This window comes from Amycolatopsis sp. NPDC058986, from assembly GCF_042741125.1.
Taxonomy (GTDB): Bacteria; Actinomycetota; Actinomycetes; order Mycobacteriales; family Pseudonocardiaceae; genus Amycolatopsis.
In genome coordinates, this window is record NZ_JBHYJW010000134.1 from 1 (window position 1) to 3,750 (window position 3,750).

4 protein-coding genes are annotated in these 3,750 nt (G+C 70.6%); 3 read left to right on the forward strand and 1 reads right to left on the reverse strand.

Annotated elements, in window-relative coordinates; genetic code table 11:
- Positions 1 to 71: 71 nt before the first annotated feature.
- Positions 72 to 1,868 (reverse strand): AMP-dependent synthetase/ligase, encoded by a 1,797-nt coding sequence (locus ACFW0G_RS45345; protein ID WP_378331799.1) that lies wholly within the window; start codon positions 1,866 to 1,868, stop codon positions 72 to 74.
- Positions 1,869 to 1,996: 128 nt separating this feature from the next.
- On the opposite strand from ACFW0G_RS45345, the gene ACFW0G_RS45350 reads away from it, so the two are divergent.
- The 3 genes from ACFW0G_RS45350 to ACFW0G_RS45360 are packed head-to-tail and all read left to right on the forward strand — an operon-like array spanning position 1,997 to position 3,678.
- Entirely contained in the window at positions 1,997 to 2,407 is a 411-nt protein-coding gene (locus tag ACFW0G_RS45350; protein ID WP_378331800.1) for a polyketide cyclase / dehydrase and lipid transport, read from the forward strand.
- Positions 2,408 to 2,415: 8 nt separating this feature from the next.
- Complete coding sequence (locus ACFW0G_RS45355; protein ID WP_378331801.1) at positions 2,416 to 3,213, forward strand: metallophosphoesterase; 798 nt, start codon at positions 2,416 to 2,418, stop codon at positions 3,211 to 3,213.
- Positions 3,214 to 3,240: 27 nt separating this feature from the next.
- Complete coding sequence (locus ACFW0G_RS45360; RefSeq protein WP_378331802.1) at positions 3,241 to 3,678, forward strand: SRPBCC family protein; 438 nt, start codon at positions 3,241 to 3,243, stop codon at positions 3,676 to 3,678.
- Positions 3,679 to 3,750: the final 72 nt, after the last annotated feature.

Sequence of the window (3,750 nt, forward strand, 5' to 3'; positions counted from 1 at the left end):
GGACTCAAATGCCGTTAAGGCCACCTTACGGGCGTCCGACGCCCGTAAGGTGGCCTTAACGGCACGTCCGGCTACTTCTTGTACAGCGCCTCGATGTCGCCCGCGTAGTTCTTCGAGACGATGTTGCGCTTGAGCTTGAGGCTCGGCGTGATCTCGCCGCCCGCCTCGGTGAAGTCGTTCGCCAGGATGGTGAACTTCTTGATCGACTCGGCGTGCGAGACCGCCTTGTTCGCTTCGTCCACAGCGGACTGGATCTCGGCGCGCAGCTCGGCGTCGTCGGCCAGTTCGGCCACGGTCGCCCCGGCGGGCTTGCCGTGCTGGGACTTCCACGACGGGAAGTACTCCTCGTCGATGGTCACCAGCGCGCCGATGAACGGCCGCTGGTCGCCGACCACCATCGCCTGGCTCACCAGCGGGGACGCCTTGAGCGTGTCCTCGAGCCCGGACGGGGCGACGTTCTTGCCGCCCGCGGTGACGATGATCTCCTTCTTGCGCCCGGTGATCTTCAGGAACCCGTCCGCGTCCAGCTCGCCGAGGTCGCCGGTGTGGAACCAGCCGTCGGTGAGCGCCTCCGCGGTCGCCGTCGGGTTGTTGTAGTACGCCTTGAACACGACGTCGCCGGAGAGCAGCACCTCGCCGTCGTCGGCGATGCGCACCGACGTCCCGGCCACCGGCTTGCCGACCGTGCCGACCCGGAAGGCGCTCTCGGTGTTCACGTTCGCCGCCGCGGACGTCTCGGTCAGGCCGTAGCCCTCGAACACCGGGACGCCGATGCCGCGGAAGAAGTGCGCCAGCCGCGCGCCGAGCGGGGCGCCGCCGGACACCGCCGCCACGCACCGGCCGCCCAGCGCCGCGCGCAGCTTGGCGTAGACGAGCTTGTCGAACAGCAGGTGCTTGAGCGTGAGCCCGAGCCCGGCGCCGCCGTTGTCCTTCGCCTCGCTGTAGGCGACCGCGGTGGCCTCGGCGGCGTCGAAGATCTTGCCCTTGCCCTCGGCATGCGCTTTCTGCTTGGCGCCGTTGTAGACCTTCTCGAACACGCGCGGCACCGCGACCACGAACGTCGGCCGGAACGTGCCCAGGTCCGGGACCAGGTTCTTGACGTCGGGGGTGTGGCCGAGGGTGACCCGCGCGGTCAGCGCCGTCACCGCGATCGCGCGGGCGAGCACGTGCGCGAGCGGCAGGAAGCACAGCAGCGAGTTGCCCTGCTCCATCAGCTGCGGGAACGCCTCGATGTCCGCGCGGATCTCCGCGAGCAGGTTCCGGTGGGTCAGTTCGACGCCCTTGGGCCGCCCGGTGGTGCCCGAGGTGTAGACGATGGTGGCCAGATCGTCGGCCTTCACCGACCGGCGGCGCCCGTGCAGGTCCTCGTCGGACAGTTCGGCGCCCGCGGCGGCCAGTTCCCCGGTGGCAGGGGAGTCGCCTTCGATCTGCCAGACGTGGGCGAGATCACCCAGCCGGTCCCGCACCTCGCCCAGCGTCGCGGCGTGCTCGGCGGTCTCGACGAACACGCCCTTCGCCGCCGAATCCGACAGGATCCAGTGCACCTGCTCGGCCGAAGAGGTGTCGTAGATGGGCACGGTGACCGCGCCCGCCGCCCAGATGGCGAAGTCGATCAGCGTCCATTCGTAGCGGGTCTTCGACATGAGCCCGACCCGGTCGCCGGGGCCGATCCCGGCGCTCGCCAGTCCCTTGGCCACGGCCAGTACCTCGGCGGCGAAGTCCTTGGCCGTCACGTCCAGCCAGGTCCCGTCGACCTGGCGGCGGAAGCTCACGACGTCGGAGAACCGTTCGGCGTTCGCCCACACGACGTCGGCAAGGTTCTCGTCGTCGTGCACCGGCTTGCCGGCGGGGGCGCTGTATTCGCGCACGTGGACCTCCGTGTTCAACGCATGCGGCAGCGGCGCCGCGGGTTACCCGCCAGTCAACTTAGCGTGAGGTGGACTGTAAGACCATGCTGACCGACCCCGCAGTGTGACGGCATGACATTCTGCGGACCGTGAACCAGGCGTCACCAGCCCTAGATCTCGTCGACGAGACCTTCATCGTGGTCCCCCCGAGCACGGTCGCCGCGGCCTTCGCCGACCCCCGCTCCTGGACCCGGTACTGGCCCGACCTCGTGCTCGAGGTCTACACCGACCGCGGCGAGCAGGGCCTGCGCTGGACGGTCCGCGGCGCGCTCGTCGGTACCATGGAGGTCTGGACCGAACCCGTGCTCGACGGCACCCTGCTGCACTACTTCCTCCGCGCCACCCCGGCCGGTCCGGACGGGACGCCGAGGGAACTGGCACCGCGGGAGCTGCGGCGCGAGTTCGATCGGCGGGCCCGCGCGGCCAAGGCCATCGCGCTCGGGCTCAAGGAGATCCTGGAGGACGGGCGCGAGCCCGGCGTCCCGCCACAGGCGGGTTAGGGGAAGTGATGCGGGTTCACGTCGTGTCCGATGTGCACGGCAACGCCGACGCGCTCAAGCGCGCGGGGGACGGCGCCGACGCGCTGATCGTGCTCGGCGATCTGCTCGACTTCGTCGACTACCGCGAGCACGACAAGGGCATTATGGGCGCCCTGTTCGGCGCCGAGAAGGTCGGCCAGTTCGCCCGGCTGCGCCGGGAGGGCACCCGCGAGGAGACCGTCGCCTTCTCCCGCACCCTGTGGGCGGATCTCGCCGATCCCGCCGCGGCGGTGGACGAGGCGGTCCGCGCCCAGTACGAGACGCTGTTCGCCGCCATGACCGCGCCCACCTACGCCACGCCGGGGAACGTGGACACCCCGGCGCTGTGGCCCGAGTTCGCCGGTGCCGGGATCCAGGTGCTCGACGGCGAAAGCGTCGAGCTGGGTGGGTTGCGGCTCGGCTTCGTCGGCGGCGCGCTGCTGCCCGACGGTGTCGTGCCCCGCCGCAACGGCTTCTGGCGGCCCCACCTGCGTACCCGCGAGGAGTTCGACGCCGCGGTCGCCGCGATGCGCGAGGCGGGCCGGATCGACGTCCTCTGCACACACGTGCCGCCCGCGGTGCCGGAGCTGGTCTACGACGTCGTCGCGCGACGGGCCGAGCTGGGCTCCGCGGCACTGCTGGACGTCATCCGGGACGACCGCCCCCGCTGGTCGGTGTTCGGCCACGTCCACCAGCCCCTGGCGCCGCGGGCCAGGGCCGGGCACACCGAATGCCGTAACGTCGGTCACTTCAAGGAGACCGGGCAGCCCTACGTGCTGCGCTGGTGACGTACCGGCCCGGCTACGCTTCCAGCCATGGCGGAGCAGTCCACACAGTCCATCGAGGTCGACGCCGAGCCCGCGCGGGTGATGGCGGTGATCGCCGACTTCCCCGCGTACCCGGAGTGGGCCAAGGCGGTGCGCGAAACCGAGGTGCTGGCCGAGGACGAGGGCGGCCGCGCCAAGCAGGTCAAACTCACCCTGGACGCGGGTCCGATCAAGGACGTCTACACCCTCGAGTACGACTGGGACGCCGACGGGCTGGGCGTCAGCTGGCACCTCGTGCGCGGCCAGATGCAGAAGGCGCAGAACGGCCGGTACGCGCTGGAGCCGCTCGGCGCCGGCCGGACCAAGGTCACCTACACACTGGCGGTCGAGCTGGTGCTCCCGATGATCGGGCTGCTGCGCCGCAAGGCCGAGAAGATGGTCATGGACACCGCGCTCAAGGAGCTCAAGCGCCGGGCCGAGGGCTGAACACACCGGCGACCACCTTCGCCGCGGTGGACCGCATCTTCACCGAGGAGCTCGGCGGCACCGGGCTGGCGT